The sequence below is a fragment of the Halothermothrix orenii H 168 genome (assembly GCF_000020485.1).
Lineage (GTDB): Bacteria > Bacillota > Halanaerobiia > Halanaerobiales > Halothermotrichaceae > Halothermothrix > Halothermothrix orenii.
In genome coordinates this window covers 669,253-686,089 of record NC_011899.1, presented here as the reverse complement: position 1 = coordinate 686,089, position 16,837 = coordinate 669,253, and the positions used below count along the sequence as shown (strand labels likewise).

At 37.4% G+C, this 16,837-nt stretch carries 23 protein-coding genes and 1 pseudogene; 3 read left to right on the top strand and 21 right to left on the bottom strand.

The window, feature by feature from the left end:
* Positions 1-122 precede the first annotated feature (122 nt).
* Positions 123-383: an AbrB/MazE/SpoVT family DNA-binding domain-containing protein gene (locus tag HORE_RS03375; RefSeq protein WP_012635581.1), complete on the bottom strand. Its 261-nt coding sequence runs from the start codon at positions 381-383 to the stop codon at positions 123-125.
* A gap of 354 nt (positions 384-737) precedes the next feature.
* Between HORE_RS03375 and HORE_RS03365 the strand changes: the two genes are divergently transcribed.
* Positions 738-1,193, top strand: coding sequence for an FxsA family protein (locus tag HORE_RS03365; protein WP_012635580.1), 456 nt, complete (start codon positions 738-740; stop codon positions 1,191-1,193).
* A gap of 61 nt (positions 1,194-1,254) precedes the next feature.
* The gene (locus HORE_RS03360) at positions 1,255-1,680 is read left to right on the top strand and encodes a CBS domain-containing protein (protein WP_012635579.1); all 426 of its coding nucleotides are present in this window, start codon (positions 1,255-1,257) and stop codon (positions 1,678-1,680) included.
* Between the two features lie 218 nt (positions 1,681-1,898).
* Here HORE_RS03360 and HORE_RS03355 read toward each other — a convergent pair whose 3' ends face one another.
* From HORE_RS03355 to spoIIIAA, 18 genes and pseudogenes are all read right to left on the bottom strand, one after another.
* Entirely contained in the window at positions 1,899-3,635 is a 1,737-nt protein-coding gene (locus HORE_RS03355; protein ID WP_012635578.1) for an NADH-dependent [FeFe] hydrogenase, group A6, read from the bottom strand.
* 5 nt (positions 3,636-3,640) lie between these two features.
* On the bottom strand, positions 3,641-5,425 hold the full coding sequence (nuoF, locus tag HORE_RS03350) for an NADH-quinone oxidoreductase subunit NuoF (RefSeq protein WP_012635577.1): 1,785 nt from the start codon (positions 5,423-5,425) through the stop codon (positions 3,641-3,643).
* 69 nt (positions 5,426-5,494) lie between these two features.
* Positions 5,495-5,983 carry an NADH-quinone oxidoreductase subunit NuoE gene (nuoE, locus tag HORE_RS03345; RefSeq protein WP_012635576.1) on the bottom strand — a complete coding sequence of 163 codons (489 nt, stop codon included), beginning with the start codon at positions 5,981-5,983 and terminating at the stop codon, positions 5,495-5,497.
* Positions 5,984-6,020: 37 nt separating this feature from the next.
* Entirely contained in the window at positions 6,021-6,167 is a 147-nt protein-coding gene (locus tag HORE_RS12880) for a hypothetical protein (RefSeq protein WP_167935753.1), read from the bottom strand.
* 62 nt (positions 6,168-6,229) lie between these two features.
* Positions 6,230-6,634, bottom strand: coding sequence for a transcription antitermination factor NusB (nusB, locus tag HORE_RS03340; protein WP_012635575.1), 405 nt, complete (start codon positions 6,632-6,634; stop codon positions 6,230-6,232).
* Positions 6,635-6,758: 124 nt separating this feature from the next.
* Positions 6,759-6,959 (bottom strand): DUF2273 domain-containing protein, encoded by a 201-nt coding sequence (locus HORE_RS03335; RefSeq protein ID WP_050748599.1) that lies wholly within the window; start codon positions 6,957-6,959, stop codon positions 6,759-6,761.
* Positions 6,960-7,006: 47 nt separating this feature from the next.
* Positions 7,007-7,543 carry an alkaline shock response membrane anchor protein AmaP gene (gene amaP, locus HORE_RS03330; RefSeq protein WP_012635573.1) on the bottom strand — a complete coding sequence of 179 codons (537 nt, stop codon included), beginning with the start codon at positions 7,541-7,543 and terminating at the stop codon, positions 7,007-7,009.
* 55 nt (positions 7,544-7,598) lie between these two features.
* Positions 7,599-7,997, bottom strand: a complete 399-nt coding sequence (locus tag HORE_RS03325) for an Asp23/Gls24 family envelope stress response protein (RefSeq protein WP_012635572.1) — start codon at positions 7,995-7,997, stop codon at positions 7,599-7,601.
* A 12-nt stretch (positions 7,998-8,009) separates the two neighbouring features.
* Positions 8,010-9,359: an acetyl-CoA carboxylase biotin carboxylase subunit gene (accC, locus tag HORE_RS03320; RefSeq protein ID WP_041605823.1), complete on the bottom strand. Its 1,350-nt coding sequence runs from the start codon at positions 9,357-9,359 to the stop codon at positions 8,010-8,012.
* Between the two features lie 20 nt (positions 9,360-9,379).
* Positions 9,380-9,847 (bottom strand): annotated as a pseudogene (accB, locus tag HORE_RS03315) (acetyl-CoA carboxylase biotin carboxyl carrier protein); the annotation flags it as partial.
* A 197-nt stretch (positions 9,848-10,044) separates the two neighbouring features.
* Positions 10,045-10,620 carry a SpoIIIAH-like family protein gene (locus tag HORE_RS03310; protein WP_012635569.1) on the bottom strand — a complete coding sequence of 192 codons (576 nt, stop codon included), beginning with the start codon at positions 10,618-10,620 and terminating at the stop codon, positions 10,045-10,047.
* An 8-nt stretch (positions 10,621-10,628) separates the two neighbouring features.
* Positions 10,629-11,216 (bottom strand): Sporulation stage III protein AG, encoded by a 588-nt coding sequence (locus HORE_RS03305; RefSeq protein WP_012635568.1) that lies wholly within the window; start codon positions 11,214-11,216, stop codon positions 10,629-10,631.
* 2 nt (positions 11,217-11,218) lie between these two features.
* Entirely contained in the window at positions 11,219-11,806 is a 588-nt protein-coding gene (gene spoIIIAF, locus HORE_RS03300) for a stage III sporulation protein AF (RefSeq protein WP_012635567.1), read from the bottom strand.
* 5 nt (positions 11,807-11,811) lie between these two features.
* Entirely contained in the window at positions 11,812-13,005 is a 1,194-nt protein-coding gene (gene spoIIIAE, locus HORE_RS03295) for a stage III sporulation protein AE (RefSeq protein ID WP_012635566.1), read from the bottom strand.
* Between the two features lie 17 nt (positions 13,006-13,022).
* Positions 13,023-13,409: a stage III sporulation protein AD gene (gene spoIIIAD, locus HORE_RS03290; protein ID WP_012635565.1), complete on the bottom strand. Its 387-nt coding sequence runs from the start codon at positions 13,407-13,409 to the stop codon at positions 13,023-13,025.
* Between the two features lie 12 nt (positions 13,410-13,421).
* On the bottom strand, positions 13,422-13,616 hold the full coding sequence (spoIIIAC, locus tag HORE_RS03285; RefSeq protein ID WP_012635564.1) for a stage III sporulation protein AC: 195 nt from the start codon (positions 13,614-13,616) through the stop codon (positions 13,422-13,424).
* A gap of 28 nt (positions 13,617-13,644) precedes the next feature.
* Positions 13,645-14,166: a stage III sporulation protein AB gene (locus tag HORE_RS12350; protein WP_012635563.1), complete on the bottom strand. Its 522-nt coding sequence runs from the start codon at positions 14,164-14,166 to the stop codon at positions 13,645-13,647.
* Complete coding sequence (spoIIIAA, locus tag HORE_RS03275) at positions 14,167-15,117, bottom strand: stage III sporulation protein AA (RefSeq protein WP_012635562.1); 951 nt, start codon at positions 15,115-15,117, stop codon at positions 14,167-14,169.
* 219 nt (positions 15,118-15,336) lie between these two features.
* Between spoIIIAA and HORE_RS12780 the strand changes: the two genes are divergently transcribed.
* Positions 15,337-15,510 (top strand): DUF4175 domain-containing protein, encoded by a 174-nt coding sequence (locus HORE_RS12780; RefSeq protein WP_143710019.1) that lies wholly within the window; start codon positions 15,337-15,339, stop codon positions 15,508-15,510.
* Positions 15,511-15,569: 59 nt separating this feature from the next.
* Here HORE_RS12780 and sfsA read toward each other — a convergent pair whose 3' ends face one another.
* Both sfsA and efp read right to left on the bottom strand, forming a co-directional pair.
* A complete protein-coding gene (gene sfsA, locus HORE_RS03270; protein ID WP_012635561.1) occupies positions 15,570-16,250 on the bottom strand; it encodes a DNA/RNA nuclease SfsA in 681 nt (226 codons plus the stop codon).
* On the bottom strand, positions 16,247-16,807 hold the full coding sequence (gene efp / locus HORE_RS03265; RefSeq protein ID WP_012635560.1) for an elongation factor P: 561 nt from the start codon (positions 16,805-16,807) through the stop codon (positions 16,247-16,249). The genes sfsA and efp overlap by 4 nt, the downstream gene beginning before the upstream one ends.
* Positions 16,808-16,837 lie beyond the last annotated feature (30 nt).

The following is a 16,837-nucleotide window of genomic DNA, read 5'->3' as shown; positions in this document are numbered from 1 at the left end:
ATCTCCTGCTTTTTATATAAAGACATTAAAAAATAATACCCGGTATCTTACCACGGGTATAAAAAACCGCAACTTTTTACAGTTGCGGTACTCAGAAATAAGTATTTAATTTAGAATTATGTTCAGGCACTCTTACCATTCGAGACTTCTACCATTTCGTTGAGGCAATCCTTACAGATAAACTTACCCATATAATCAATAGTGTTTTCAGCATTTCCACAGAAAATACAGGCCGGTTCATATTTTTTGAGAATTATTGTGTCTTCATCAACATAGATTTCCATAGGGTCTTTCTTCTCGATATTCATAGTTCTACGTAATTCTTTAGGTATAACAACTCTACCTAAATCGTCAATTTTCCTTACAATACCAGTAGCTTTCATATGTTTGTCCCCTCCTTTTTTATAATTATAGCAATATCTGTATGACTTGTCAATATATTTTTGTAGGATTTTGGCATAATAAATAAAATGTTGCTGAATTTACTGTTATTAATATAATCTAAAATAATTTTATTTTGCACAATAATCCCATTATCTGAATAAATATATAAAAGACACTTTATTACCATTTGCCATTTTTAAAAAAATCAAACTCAAATACATTTCATAATAAAATTTATAATAATTAACTTTAACGGGGAAATAGAGACTTAAAAGAGTGACTGCTTTATTTTATATAAACTTTACATAATCAGGATTTAATAAATTTGTTAATTATCACATTATAATTAAGGAGTGGTAGATTTGTTAAAACTTATTTTTATATTAACTGTGATTCCCCTGGCTGAAATTTCGCTTTTAGTTAAACTTAGTCATTTAGTTGGTTTCTTTTTTACCATCTTTCTGGTTGCTATCACCGGGTTTATCGGAGCCTTTTTTGTTAAACAACAGGGTACTAAAGTTATTAAAGATATCAACACCTCCCTTTCTGAAGGAAGGATGCCGGTCAATAGTTTAATTGATGGTTTTCTTATTTTTACCGGCGGGATATTGCTAATAACCCCCGGGCTTTTAACAGACCTTTCCGGTCTTGGTTGTGTTCTTCCATTCAGCCGAAAATATATAAAACCTTTAATTAAAAATCGACTAAGCAAGTTTATAAGATCAGGGAGATTTTCTTTTTCATCAAATGACAACCAGGGTACAAAAACTGTTGAAATTATAAAAGAAGAACAACAGACAAAAAAATAATATTTTATGATTAAACTTTAAATTATTGCACAACATATTTATGAAAGGAGTTGAACCATAAATGAAGCTAAAAGATATTATGACCAGTGATGTAACCAGTATCAATCCCAATTCCTCTGTTAAAGATGCAGCCCAGGTAATGCGTTCTCTTAATGTTGGTTCCGTTCCTGTAACCGATGGTAACAGGCCAGTAGGTATAATTACTGACAGAGATATAACAATAAGAAGTGTAGCCCAGGCCGGTAACATTAACATGCCAGTACACCAGGTCATGACGGGAGACATTGTCTACGGTACCCCTGATATGTCTGTTGAAGAAGCAGCCCAAATCATGGCCAGTAAACAAATCAGGCGCCTCCCGGTTGTGGAAAATGGCAGATTAGTAGGTATTGTATCTCTAGGAGACCTGGCTGTCAGGGAAAGGTCTGATATAGAGGCCGGAAAAGCCCTTACATCAATTTCTGTTCCCAGTCGCCCCCAGAAGTAATATTGATTAACCACAAACAAATTGACTTTTGTCATGAGTCATTAAAAAAGTAAACGACGTCCTCGATGACATTGTATTAAAACCCAACATTTGACTATTAATAAGGAAAAATTTTAATTATTTTTTATTCCTGAAATTAACCCATAAAAACACCTGTATATAATTTTTGAACATTAAAAAAAGCCCTCTTATTAAGAGGGCTTTTCTTTTATTTATTATTAAACCGCATCAGATTCAACATTGGCCGGGTATTTTGATCTTACAACATACCCGGTGTGTAGTAATTCATGAGACTTATGACTCAATGGTTTGCCAAGAAATTCTTCATATAGTTTTTTGACAACAGGATTTTCGTGGGATTTCCTGATCTGATGTTCCTTATCATCCCGGTAAAGGCCCTGGGCCCTTAATCTTATAGTTTCTTCATTGGTAGGATAGGGCTGACCACCACCACCAACACAACCACCAGGGCAGGCCATAATTTCAATAAAATGATAGTCGTCTATATTTTGAAGTACCTTATGAGCATTGGAAAGTCCATGAGCTACGGCAACTTTTATTTTCTGACCGTTAATTTCAATTTCACATTCCTTAATCCCCTCTAAACCCCTTACATCCTCAAATTCCAGACCGGGTAATTCCTCCCCTGTTAATACCTCATAGGCAGTTCTTAAGGCTGCTTCCATAACGCCACCTGTTGTTCCAAAAATAGTACCGGCACCAGTCGAAATACCGAGGGGTTTATCATATTCTTCATCAGGGAGATTCACAAAGTCAATCCCGGCCTGTTTAAACATTTTTGCCAGCTCCCTTGTGGTAAGAACCACATCTACGTCCTGATACCCACTACTATCCATACCGGGTCTTGTTATTTCGAATTTTTTAGCAGTACAGGGCATAACCGAAACTACAAATACATCTTCCGGGTCTATACCATTATTTTCAGGGTAATAAGTTTTGGCAAGGGCCCCAAACATCTGTTGAGGAGATTTACAGCTTGAGATATGCTCAAGGTAACTTGGGTAGAAGTGTTCAATAAACTTAATCCAGCCCGGACTACAGGAAGTAATCAACGGTAGCCTTTCATTGTTTTTCAGTCTTTCAATTAATTCATGACCTTCTTCCATTATGGTCAAGTCAGCAGTAAAGTTGGTATCAAAAACCTTATCAAAACCAAGCCGTCTTAAACCAGCCATCAGTTTTCCTGTTACCAGACTACCGGGTTTCATTCCAAATACTTCACCAATCGATACCCTGACAGCAGGTGCTGTCTGGACCACTACATGTTTATCGGGATTAGCCAGGGCTTCCCAGACCTTTTCGGTGTCATCCTTTTCAGAAAGGGCTCCAACTGGACACGCATTTATACACTGACCACAGTTAGCACATGCTATTTCACCCAGTTTTTGACCAAAGGCAGGGGTAATTATGGTAGAAAATCCCCTTTCATTGGGAGTTAAGGCAGCAACCCCCTGAACCTGTTCACAGACACTAACACAACGCCGGCATAAAATACATTTATCGGGATCCCTGACAATTGAAGGTGATGAAAGATCAGGTTCAAAATGTGACTGTTCACCCTCATAAGTTATCTCACTTATTCCAAAGTCCTCTGCCAGTCTCTGGAGTTCACAATTTCCATTCCGACTACAGGTCAAACATTCCATAGGATGGTCTGAAATTATTAACTCGAGGGATATCCTCCTGGCTTCACGAATCCTGGGTGAAGTTGTTGTGATTTCCAGGCCTTCACTTACCGGAGTAACGCAGGCAGGCTGTATTTTTCCATTCACTTCCACTACACAGACCCTGCAGCTACCAATTTCATTAATTTCTTCCAGGTAACAGAGGGTAGGAATCTTAATCCCGGCTTCCCGGGCTACTTCCAGAATAGTTTTATCTTTATCTACAGTTAAACTTTTACCATCTAATGTTATATTTACTTTATCAGACATTTCAATTACGCTCCTTTCTGAACAGCATTAAATGGACATTTATCAAGACAGGACCCACACTTAATACATTTATCCAGATCGATTACATGGGCCTCTTCTTCTTTGGTAATAGCATCAACCGGGCAGACTTTAGCACATAGACCACAGTTACGGCATTCTTCGGCTATAATTTTATACCTGGTTAAATTGCGACAACTTCCGGCCGGACAATTTTTATCTTTAATATGGGCTTCATATTCATCCCTGAAGTACTTAATTGTACTCAGGACAGGATTAGGGGCAGTTTGCCCCAGACCACACAGGGCATTTTCTTTTATATATTTACCCAGTTTCTCTAACTTTTCAATATCTCCAGGTTCTCCCTGACCTTTTGTAATTCTTTCTAATATTTCAAGCATCCTTTTGGTTCCAATCCGACAGGGGACACACTTGCCACATGATTCATCCTGGGTAAAATCGAGAAAAAACCTGGCAACGTCAACCATACAGGTATTTTCATCCATAACGATTAATCCACCGGATCCCATCATTGAGCCAATTTCAATCAGGGAATCATAATCCATACTGATATCAAGGTGTTCCCTGGGGATACAACCCCCGGATGGTCCCCCGGTCTGGGCTGCTTTAAACTTCTTGCCTTCCGGTATTCCTCCACAAATATCAAAAATTATCTCTCTTAGGGTAGTACCCATCGGAACTTCAACAAGCCCGGTAGTATTAATATCACCGGCTACAGCAAACACTTTAGTACCTTTACTTTTTTCAGTACCAATATGGTTAAACCATTTAGCCCCCTTTAAAATAATAACCGGTATATTGGCATAGGTCTCTACATTATTAATAAGGGTTGGTTTTCCCCATAAACCAGACTGGGCCGGAAATGGTGGCTTGGGACGTGGTTCTCCCCTTTCACCTTCAATGGAAGCCATAAGAGCCGTTTCTTCACCACAAACAAAAGCACCGGCCCCAACTCTAATCTCCAGGTCAAACTTAAAATTAGTATCAAATATATTATTTCCAATAAATCCATTTTCCCTGGCATCAGATATAGCCTTTTCCATCCTCTTTACAGCCAGAGGGTACTCTGCCCGGACATAGACATAACCCTGATTGGCTCCTACAGCATAACCGGCAATAGCCATAGCTTCAATTATACTGTGAGGATCCCCCTCCAGTATACTTCTATCCATAAAGGCACCAGGGTCACCTTCATCTGCATTACAGACTATATATTTTTGTTCTCCTTCAGACTGGGCGGTAAATTGCCATTTTAATCCTGTCGGGAAACCGCCACCACCACGGCCCCTTAATCCTGATTCTTTTATTTCTTCAATTACTTCCTCTGGAGACATTTCAGTTAAGACTTTCTCCAGGGCCTTATATCCGTCATGGGATAAATAATCTTCAATATTATCGGGATCAATTACCCCGGTATTCCTTAAGGCAATTTTTTTCTGCCCTTTAAAGAAGGGAATATCATCATGTTCACTTATGGGATTATCTTTATCATAACCGAATACCAGACGTTCTACTATACTCCCCTGTTTAATATGGGAATTAATAATATCAGAAACATCCTCTGGTTTAAGCTTACAATAAAAAACATTGTCCGGGTCAATTAAAGCTACCGGACCAAGATCACAGGTTCCCATACAACCTGTCTCTTTAACAGTAACCTGTTCTGTTAAACCTTCTTTTTCTATCAGGGTAATAAACTCATTTTTAACGTCTTCACTTTCGGACGATAAACATCCGGTTCCCCCACAGACGCATATCGTATATTTCTTCATCGATTTTCCTCCTTAAAAACAGATATTATTAAGTTTGTGAAAGATATATTTATCACATCAAAAAATATATTATTTACGATAGGATTCAATAATCTCCATCATTTTTTCGGGCGTTACTTTTCCATAAACCTTGTCATCAATTGTTACAACCGGGGCTAAACTACAGGCACCAAGACATCTCATACCTACCATCGTAAACTTACCATCTTCACTGGTTTCTCCCTCTTCAATACCGAGTTCTTCTTTTAACCTGTTAAGAATTTCTTCAGCACCCTTAACATAACAGGCAGTACCCATACATACGTTGATAGTATGCTCGCCCTTGGGTTTTGTTGTAAAGAATGAGTAGAAACTAACAACGCCTGAAACTTTACTTACAGGGACTCCCAGGCCTTCAGCTATATAACTCTGAACCTCTTCAGGAAGGTAACCATAAAGCTCCTGGGCTTCATGTAAAACCGGAATCAAAGGACCGGGCTTATCCTTATACTTCAATATAATCTCATCAAGCTTTTTTAAATACCTGTCTTTACAATTTTCAAATTCCTTAACAGCCATTATAAATTCCCCCTTTGAAGTGAATTATTTCACACAACTAATTAAAAATAAAAATACTACTAACAGAATCTTCTTCTTTCAGCCTCCTACAGGCACCATTAAAACTATTATTAGACTCTGGCAATATCAACCTTATCATTAATACACCCGGAAATATTACCTTTTCGTTGGAATTGTCAGACATTTGTGAAATTATTAACATTATACCCTATAATTATAATACCTGATGTTTGGTCAAATGTCAAGTCAATCCTCGATACTTTTTGCGAGAATACCATTTATAAATTTCGGAGAATTACTGTCACCAAAATCCTTGGCAATTTCCACGGCTTCATCAATAGCTACTCCCACCGGTAGACCTGATTCAATTTCATATAAAGCTATCCGTAATATATTACGATCAATACAGGCCATCCTTTCAACATCCCAGTCGATAGCATATTTATTAATGATAGAATCAAGATCCTGCCGGGAATTTATGACTCCCTCAACAATATCTTCAAAATAATACCGCTTTTTATCGAGTACCTTTTTATATTTAAATTCCCGACAGGTTTTTCTGGCCTTTTGTATATTTAATTCACTGGAAATATCTAAACTATATAAAATCTGTAAAGCCCAGACCCTCTCCTGGTGTCGTGTTATCTTCATTTTAGATACTCCTTACCTCATTTATTTTCTTATATATTAACAGCTTATCCCATTATTTTATATTCTCTGGTATAACTTAATGGCAACTCACTTGACAACATGTTTAAATCCAATTCTATCCCTGTTATCTATTTTTCGGTGGTAATAACCTGTCAAGTAATTTTTTTAAATCCCCATCTATATCCCATCTGGAACCAATATAATACCCCAGTACAGTACAGATAAATAAGAGGATGGTTTTAAACAATCCCAGAACTAATATCAAAATACCAATTAAAAAACCAACCAGGCCACCGAGTATCTTACCTTTATTTCTGGAAACCAGTTATGAAAGCTCACGCCATACATCCCTGTCTGCCATTTCAATACACCTCAATCTTCTTCGGTCTTAGTTTCGTCACCAATGCTATCAACCAAGACCTTAACTTCATTAATATTGACACCTGTTGTATCTTCAATATAAGATTTAACGATATTTTGAAGGTCTTTTGTTAACTGAGGTAATGGTCTGTCAGGTTTAACCTTCACGTTCAGGAAAATATGTAATTCATTTTCAAGGGTTTTAAGTTTCGTTGAAACCCTGGTCACACCTTCCTGCTGGGCAGCTACTTTTCTCACAAGTTTGTCCAGGGCATCTAATGTAATATTTACATTACCCAGTTCCCCAGCACTGATCAGGGTAGTTTCCCGCTCACGACCCAGATTAAATATAGGATAAATAACCCAGGCACCGGCCAGAAAGGCAATAATGAACAAAATGCCTGCCTGCCAGTTATTATACAGGGATAATACTACCCCTGATAATAATTTTTCCTGACCCAGTCCAAAACTATACAGGCCCATAAGCAGGCTACAGAACATAAATATAACAGTGATTACAAAAACTACAAACCTGTAAAATAGGTTCACTTTAATTTCCCTCCAGACTTTTTTCGTGAAAAATATTGTTGAAAAGGGCCAAGCTTTACTTGACCCTTGTTTCTTCTACTTCTTCTAATTCTTCCTCTTCTTCAGTTTCCTCAGCAAAATGAACTTCCTGAACATGAACATTAATTTCTACAATTTTCAGGCCAGTCATACTCTCAATAGCCTGTTTAACATTATTCTGGATTTCCCAGGCCACCTCAGAAATTGAAGTACCATAATCAACTATCACAAAAAGGTCTACCGCACACTCTTTTTCACCAACTTCAACCTTAACACCCTTGGATAGATTTTTTCGACCCAGCATTTCAGCAATTCCACCGGCAATATTACCACTCATGCCAGCAACACCATCAACTTCAGTCGCAGCCAGACCAGCAATAATTGCTACCACTTCATTGGCAATTTTAATTGAACCCAAACTTTCTTTCTCAACCATTTTTTACCCCTCCTACCCTTCTGATAAGATTCTTCTCTGAATAAAGTTTGTATAATACTCACCTTTACGGAAAAAGGCATTATTTAAAATTTTTAAGTGGAATGGTATTGTTGTTTTAACACCTTCAACTGTAAACTCCTTTAAGGCCCTTTCCATCCTTTTAATGGCCTCTTCCCTGTTTTCATCCCAGACAATTAATTTGGCGACCATAGAGTCATAAAAAGGTGTAATATAATACCCGGGGTATACCCCACTATCAAGCCTAACTCCAGGTCCACCCGGAACAATATAAGTTTCCACTTTGCCTGGTGAAGGTCTAAAATTATAATCCGGGTCTTCAGCATTTATCCTGCATTCAATTGCTGAACCTGTAATTGTTATCTCATCCTGTTTATATTCCAGTTCTCTCCCGGCTGCAATTAATATCTGTTCTTTTATAAGGTCAATACCCGTTACAAGTTCAGTAATAGGATGTTCGACCTGGATTCTGGTATTCATTTCAATAAAATAAAAATTATTATATTTATCCAGTAAAAATTCTACAGTTCCAGCATTGGTATAGTTTACAGCCCGGGCTGCTTTAACTGCAGCCTCACCTATCTTCTGCCTGAGTTCTCCAGAAAGAACAGGAGACGGGGCTTCCTCCAGTATTTTCTGGTGTCTTCTCTGAATAGAACAGTCCCTTTCTCCCAGATGAATTACATTACCATGCTCATCAGCCAGTATCTGAAATTCAATATGCCTCGGTTCTTCAACATATTTTTCCAGGTAAACTGTTGCATCTCCGAAAGCAGCTCTGGCTTCACTCTGGGCGGTCTGAATAGATTTCTTTAAATCACGGGGATTTTGAGCAATCCGCATCCCCTTTCCACCACCACCTGCAGCAGCTTTTATAATTACAGGATAACCTATTTCCTCCGCAACCTCAAGGGTTTTATCAACATTGTCAAGCCCATCTTCTGTGCCCGGTACTACAGGCACTCCTGCCTTTTTCATTGTTTCCCTGGCTTTGGCCTTATCACCCATTAAACTGATCACACCGGAATTTGGTCCAATAAACTTAATACCACTGCTTTCACAAACCTCAGCAAAATGGGCATTTTCTGATAAAAATCCATAACCGGGGTGAATAGCATCAGCCCCTGTTACTTCAGCTACACTCATGATGCTCGGTATATTCAGATAACTTTCACTTGAACTGGCGGGCCCAATACAATAGGCCTCATCTGCCAGTTTTACATGTAAGGATTCACGATCAGCTTCAGAATAAACTGCAACAGACGGTATCTGTAATTCTTTAAGGGCTCTGATAATCCTGACAGCAATTTCTCCCCTGTTTGCTATTAATACTTTATTAAACATTGCCATAACCACTCCTATCTTTATACAGGCTCAACCAGGAAAAGGGGCTGACCATATTCAACAGGTTTCCCATTTTCAACTAAAATATCAACAATACGCCCCTTTTTTTCAGCCTCGATTTCATTCATTAATTTCATGGCTTCTATAATACATAAGGTATCACCTGGCTTAACAACATCCCCTACTTCAACAAAGGGATCAGCATCAGGAGCTGGAGCCCTGTAAAAGGTACCTACCATCGGAGCCACTATTTCATCAATATTACTCTCATCCTGATCTTTTTCCCTGGTTTCTTTCTTTGTTCCAGCCTCTACCTGATGAGGAAGCTGACCAGAAGGTGTCACTCCCACGGGTGGAAAACTACCAAGGTCTTCAACCTGTAAACCCCTCTTTATTTTTATCTTTTTTCCTTCTTCTTCTAAGTTGATTTCCGTTATGTCAGTTTCTTCTATCATTTCGATGAGTGTTTTAATCTTATCTAAATCCATCGAATAATTCCCCCTTAATTAGTACAATTTATTTTACCACTTGCTTTTTAATTTTATCCAATTAAATCTAAAAAAGCAAGTAGTAATATTCTCTCATCTTTTATGTATTTATTTCTACATATTTTTATAAAATCCTTTGAAAAAAATAAAACAGCAGCTCCCGGCTGCTGTTTTTTGTAAATATCTATACATAATCCTTATTGTTGATTATCTCTATTCTTCTTCTCAATAATAGTTACATCTTTAAAATCAAAACCGGTTGTTTTTACAATTATATCACCTATTTTAGCCACATCATCTCTGCTTAACCCCCCGGTCTGGATTATTACATCCACCGCACCATCATGTATGTAGGCAATAGCATCTTTATACCCTCTGGCCCTGATCAGGCTTTCAATCTCCATTTCTTTTTCCATCTTCTCTGTTAAGTCCATCATTTTCTGTTGTGCATCTTTTTTAATGGCCTCATCTGTATTTGGATTATTAACCATCTCCCGGTAAATACTTATTTGTTCACTCCGGGCCTTATCCCTTTCCAGCCGGTATTCAGTGAAAAAATTTTCATCACTATCTTCCTCATCCTGGGCCTGGGTATAGTTTATATCCTCAGGAGTATCTTCAACTACCATTTCATCTGAAGGAATTATATTTACCTTATTGGAGGTTGTTTCCTGAAGGTTGACATATTCATTCCCCTGGTAAATTATTATTGATGTTACCATTCCAACCCAGACCATTAAAATCATAAGCCAGACAAATTTTCTACCCAGCATTAACAACATTACCTCCTTTTATATGGCAAAACACTAATTTTATGAACAGGTATATCCAGCAAACGACTTACCGATTTTGTTATATTATATTTGATCTCACTATCCTCCGCTCCCTGGGCAACGATTAATACCCCACTGATGACCGGAGACTGTTTAGTCGATATCAGTGGTTCTTCACCACCGGCGGCATCCTGCAAAACTACCAGCGATTTTTCTGTTGTATCCTCCTGAATCTGTCTCTGACCACCATTTTGATCAGTCTCCTCTGTAATTTTATTTGTTATATTCTGATCATATACATAACTATATTCAGGGCCTTTTAGGGTATAGACCTGGACTTTTACCTTTCCAACCCCGCTCATTACTGAAATTATCTCTTCGAGCTCTTTTGATAAGCTTTCTTCATATGTTAAATAATTATTTTTTTCTTCTGTTATTACAGGTTTATTATCAGTAACGGGTTGGGGATTACTGGAAAAAATGTCTCCAAATAATAAAAGCAATGTTCCAACCATCCCCAGGATAACAATATTTCTTAATAATTTATTTCCCTTTTCTTTCCCGAAGATACTGTTCAGATCATTTAATACTCCCATCCTTATTTCCCTCCATCCCTTACACTAATATTGATTAAACCCGGAGGTATTTGAAATACTGTACTGACCTTACTTTTTAAACTTAACAGTTCCTCCTGGAACTCATTTCTTTCATTATCATCTCTATCTTGAATATCACCATTTATCTCAACAGGTTTTATATATATTTCATTATCCGGTATAATAACAATATTAATACCGGTAATGGTATATTCATCGTCCACCTCCACCTCTACTTTCTTTTGATAACCAGGGTAGTCTAACTTAACCACCTCTTCAACCCTGCTGGCAACCCTTTTTTCATAATAGTCTTTTAACAAAACCCTGTTGGTATTAGATAACTCCTGCCCCCGGTGTTTTATCTTATCCCAGTTACCAAAAGAAACATTATCAGGCACTATTTCATCTAAACTGGTTATATCATGACCAAACAGGGCCGACAGAGGTGACAGGAATATCGCAATTATAAAAAATCCGGTTATTATCCTGACATATTTTCTCATGTTATTTTCAGGTAAAAACATTTCTATAAAGGTTGTAAACAGAATAATAAAAATGAGGTTCTTTACCCACCTGGTTAACTCATCCATCAAAATCACCTCATCATTACTGTTAAATTGGCAGAACCGACGAGGATAGTTAGTACAATAAAGAACATTAATGATACTCCACTTACTGCTAGAAAAATCAGAACCAGAGTATTCCCCAGATTGTCGAGTATATTTACCAGCCGTCCATCACTGATGGGCTGAATTATAGCCCCGGCAATTTTATATATTATTATCAGGGCTATTATTTTAATTAATGGATAAGAGATCATAAAAACGATTACTATCATTCCAAATAGATTTATAGCATTTTTTATAATCAATGAACAGCTAACAATTAAATCCACTGCATCTGAAAAAATACCCCCGATGATGGGAATAAAAGTTCCGGTAAGATATTTTGCTGTCCGTAAAGATAGACTGTCTGTCACTGCAGCTGCTCCACCCTGTATAACCATAATACCTGTAAACAAAATAAGGGATAAACCTAGCATCCCCATACTAAATTCTTTAAATAAACCTGACAGTCTAGATATTTTAAATTCACTGGTAATGTTATTAACAATATTTAAAATAGCTGAAATAAAAATCATTGGAAAAATTATTGTCCTGATCAAAGAACTTAAAAAAGAAATAACCATAAAGGTTATGGGATGAAAAACAGCTGCAGATGTCATGGCCCCGATACTGACCAGAAGAGTTAACAGAACGGGGATAAGGGCCTGCATAAATGAAACCATCGTATCTATAGTGGTAATACCGATTTCTACAGCTATTTTAAATCCATTCAGGGATAATATTGCCAGAACCATAAATATTAACATGCTCGCAGTCTTACTGATGGTTTCACTTGTAAAAGAATTATGAAACACATTTAAAATTGCTGCCATAACAGCTAAAATAATGATCTGTCCCAGTATTTTAAAATTAGCAGTCACTTCCTTCCCCAGATACTTAAGAAGAGCCCCCCCTATCTGGGCCCAGCTAACGTCAAGATCCCCCTTCATAAAACCAAGGATCAATTCTTTAATGTTTAAGTGGGGCATGTAACCCTCCATATTTTTATTTATTTTATCAACCTCTTTTTGTAGTTGATTTAAATTAATCTTTTCTATCTGGTTTAATATAATATCTTCTTTATTAAGGGGGGCTTCTTTAAGGGGTGTTTCCTCAGCCAAAACCGGTATTGTCATCATTAGAATTATATTTATTAATATAATTATAGAGATTAACCTTTTCATTTATATCCCCTCACTGCTTACGGAATTAAATCTATAATAGTCTCTATCAAAGTAATCATCACCGGGATTGTCAAAATCATTATAATAATTTTAGCTGCCATTTCTATTTTTGAAGCCAGGGCACTTTCACCGGCATCCCGGGTAATCTCAGCTCCAAACTCCCCAATATAGGCAATACCGACTATTTTAAGAATTGTATTTAAGTATATTAAATCTATCTGGGCTTTATCAGCCAGTTGTTCAAGCAGGTTTATAACTATAGCCACCTGGTCTATAACCAGAATAAGTATTGCAATACCGGTAACCAGGCTTAACAGAAAAGCCAGCTCAGGCTTTTCCTGCCTTATTAAAATAATCAAGACAGCTGCTGTTATTCCAATCCCCACTACCTGCATAATTGCCATTTTTAACCCCACCTAAAACTTGAATACACTTCTAACATCATTGAATAGCTGATTAATTAGCTGAATAACAAACATAAGAACAATAATGACCCCGACCAGGGTCAACATCTGGGCCTGTTCTTCTTTATCGGCCTGTTTTAAAACCATATTAATTACCGATATAAAAATACCAATCCCGGCTATTTTAAAAATTATGTTTATGTCCAATCAATACCCCCCCTTTAAATTTTAAATATTAATACAGGGCAATAATTACCAGCAAACTCAAAAGTACCCCTGCATATCTGGACAGCTTAACCCTTTTATCAGCCAGGTCCTGGGCCCTTTTTTCAACCTGTTCCAGTCTTTTTATAGCCATTTTATTTGCTTTCCGCTGCCCTTCCAGTGATGTTACTCCAATTTGCTGGCTCCATTCTATTAAAATTTTTATATCAGCCGGGGTGAGGCTCACCTCTTCCTCATACCGGGATAATATTTCCTTAAAAATATCCCGGAAGCGTTTATCTCTGTCTTTTTTTAACCCGGTGGCAAGTTGCATATAGATATTAGATATAGAACCATGGGTGGATTCACTAACCACCTCCAGAGCTTCTGGCAGAAGAGTACGGCCATAACTAATTTCAGTATCAAATATATTAATAGCAACCTGTAATTCTTTTAATTCCTTAATACGTTTAAGATAATGAAACCCAATTAACCATCCCAGGGAAGATCCGGAAATGAGGATTAACAGGGATCCTATTAATTTGACCAACATTTAAACTACCTCCTTACCTGTAGAGTCTATAATTTTTTCAACTGTTCCAATTCCCCTTTTCCGGCTCAGTATTATAAATCTATCAAAAAAATTTTTACTCATAAGTCTGGCCATAGCGGGCCTCATTTTCAATGTTGTCAGGTTTTCACCATGGGCGGTAGCAATGAGGCTTACTCCAGAATTGGTGGCTTCCTGGATAGCAATAACATCTTCTTCATTACCTATTTCATCTACTGCAATAACTTCAGGGGACATTGACCTTACCAACAGGGATATCCCCTTTGCCTTGGGACAATTATCCAGCAGGTCTGTCCTACTTCCTATTCTATTCCCGGGAATGCCATTATATGCCCCTCCAATCTCTGATCTTTCATCAACCACCCCTACTTTTTTTCCCGGAATCCCGTATTTTTTAATGCCATTACTGATCAATCTCACTATATCCCGGAGGAGGGTCGTTTTTCCACAAAGTGGTGGGGATACAATCATTGTATTGTAATAGACCCTGTTTTTAAAGTCATAGATTTGTTTGATTACTTTATTCCCGACTCCAATCATTTCCCTGGTAATTCTATAATTAAGGCAATTTATATTTTTTATTAACCTTATTTCCCCACTCTCAACAACAGCCTGTCCAGTAAAGCCAATACGGTGGCCTCCCGGAATGGTAATAAATCCTTCTGCCAGCTGTCTTTCTACAGCATAAACTGAATTATCAGTAAGAATTGTTACTGCTTTTTTTACATCCTCCCTGTTAACTATGTATGCATTTCTTTTACTGGTTTTTTGTCCGTGGCTATCAATAAAATAATCTCCATCCAGGCCTATTATCTGTAATGGCTGATTAACCCTGAGGCGAATTTCAATAATTTTTTCTCTATAGTTTTCATTTATATTTTGAACAGCAGACCTTATATCCGGTGGTAAATAACTAAAAAGATTTTTTATCATTATCACCCCCAGAGTATTTTTTTAATATTTTTTACAAAATCGAACCGGTATTAAATTAATAATGTTTGTCCATTAATCAATATATTCTATCTACCTCCTGATACTATATAAATATTGTAGTCACTGGCAATATATGCATTATAAATTAAATTAATTATAATTTATTAAGTCGCATATTTTTTTAAAAAAAATGGGAAGCTAAATTTGGAGGTGTAATAAATGGCCAATAATGCAAAAACAACTAGCTGGACAGTAACAGGATTAGGTGTAGCTGTATCTGCTCTTGGTTGGAGCCTGTTACCTTCTCTATGGGGAGCCGGCATTTTAGGGTTTGGACTAGCCCATATCGTTCTCGGGCTTCTCGATACCCAGCGTCCGGTCGTAAAAAAGTAACACCTCCATAAAAAAAGATAAGGAGGCTAAATTAGCCTCCTTATCTTTATGAGATCTTATTATAACAGTATATTAATTTTTTTATCGATCTTGATACTCTTTTCATCAACCCTACAGGTATAAGCAAAGGCATTGACTCCGGCCTTTAAAGCCCGCCTCAGTTCTTTGCCAAATTCAGGATCAGTTTTATCATTGGGAGAGAAAAACCTGGCATCATCACGTTGTACGATAAAAACAATACCGGCTTTGTGACCTTTTTTAAGGCAGTCTGTTAGCTCCCGCAAATGCCTGCGACCCCTTTCAGTTGGGGCATCGGGAAATCTGGCAATATCACCTTCGACCAGGGTAACAGATTTAAGTTCAAGATAATATTTCACTGGAACATCCTTTTTAACCAGCAGCATATCTAACCTACTGTTACCCCATCTCACCTCTTGTCTCCCAAATTTAAAACCCTTAAAATCAGTAACCCGTCCCTTTTTAATAGCATCACTGAATATTCTATTGGGTACCCTGCTGTCTATAGAAACCCATCTACTATTATGGTATACCTTAATAAGATCATATTTTGTTTTCCGTTGACCGGATATAACTTTTTTTAACAAAACAGGTGTCCCCCTGATTAAAAGCTCCTTCATTCTGCCGGAATTGGGGACAAACACTTTCTCCTCTTCCCCCATCAGGGAAACAAGGGCAGCAAACCTGTTTAACCTTTTGATAAAAAAAGCCTTTCTGATCATGATACCCGTTCTATATACTCACCGCTCCTGGTATCCACTTTAATTACATCTCCTTCATTAATAAATAGGGGGACCTGAACAACTGCCCCGGTTTCCAGAGTAGCAGGTTTGGAACCACCTGATACAGTATCACCCCTGATACCAGGTTGGGTTTTTTCAACTTCAAGTTCTACAAAGGTTGGTAAATTTATATCAATAGGTCTATTTTCATACATTAGAACTTCAAGGCTCATGTTTTCTTTAAGGTAATCGACTTTATCTCCCAGCTGTTCATTGCTAATGGAAAGCTGTTCATAAGTATCTGTATCCATAAATACGTAATCATCACCATTATGATAAAGATACTGCATATTTTTCTGATCAACATGGGCTTTCTTTACTTTTTCACCGGCTCTAAAGGTCTTTTCAATAATACCCCCATCTTCGATATTTCTAAGTTTTGTTCGTACAAAAGCCCCTCCCCGTCCGGTTTTAGAATGTTGAAATTTAACCACCTGATAAACAGTCCCATCAAGCTCAATAGTTAGACCATTGTGAAAATCATTGGTTGATATCATTCTTTATTCCTCCTTAAAAATAATAGCTAT